1 protein-coding gene is annotated in these 731 nt (G+C 48.7%); it reads left to right on the top strand.

What is annotated here, in order from left to right; all coding sequences use genetic code 11:
* The coding region (locus ESU54_RS17695; RefSeq protein WP_146848199.1) for a transposase at positions 1–731 on the top strand (731 nt) is incomplete at both ends.

Raw genomic sequence — 731 nt, 5'->3', positions numbered from 1 at the left:
AAGGCCAATGCCTCTATGGATAGTTTAGAGCTTAAAGTTCCCGAGGAAGAACTGGAAGCACATCTGCGTAAGATTCGCCACATAAGCACAATGGATAAAGAAAAACCTTTTCGCAAGAGCAAAGGCGATAAATCAGATAAAGGCCAGCGTACTATTACCGCCAATGAGAAGGAGCTCAATGCCATTGCCTCACGCACCAAACGCTGGAGCAAAGACCAGGATCAGCGTCCGGGAGCGGGAAATAAAGGAAGTAAATATACCAGCAACAAGACCCATTACAGCCCTACCGATCCCGACGCACGCATCAGTGTAAAACCAGGCAAGGCAAGGAAGCTCAACTACTTGAGCCAGTTGTGCGTTGACACTGCCCATCACGTAATCAGCGATATCAAGGCCTATCACGCCGACGGAAAGGACAACCAGCAGTTGCCGGACATTGTACAGCGATTAAAACGACGCCTTTGGCAACAAGGTCTGGTCTGGGAAAACTGTGTGGCCGACACAGGTTACAGCAGCGGAGAAAACTATGCTTTCCTTGAAAGACAGGGCCTCAAAAGTTTTATTCCTCCCCACGGCACCTTTAAAGGCGGCCCCGATGGTTTTATTTACAATGAGGAAGGAGACTATTATCGCTGTCCGCAGGGAAAGACCATTCCTTTTACCAAGGAGTTTTTGGATAGCAGGACGCAGACTAGAAAAAAGGAATACCGAGCTCGCAAGCACGTGTGCAT

It is taken from the genome of Aequorivita antarctica (assembly GCF_007997155.1).
GTDB lineage: Bacteria > Bacteroidota > Bacteroidia > Flavobacteriales > Flavobacteriaceae > Aequorivita > Aequorivita antarctica.
Note: the sequence above shows the minus strand (reverse complement) of the source record. Positions and strands in the feature narration are given on the sequence as shown.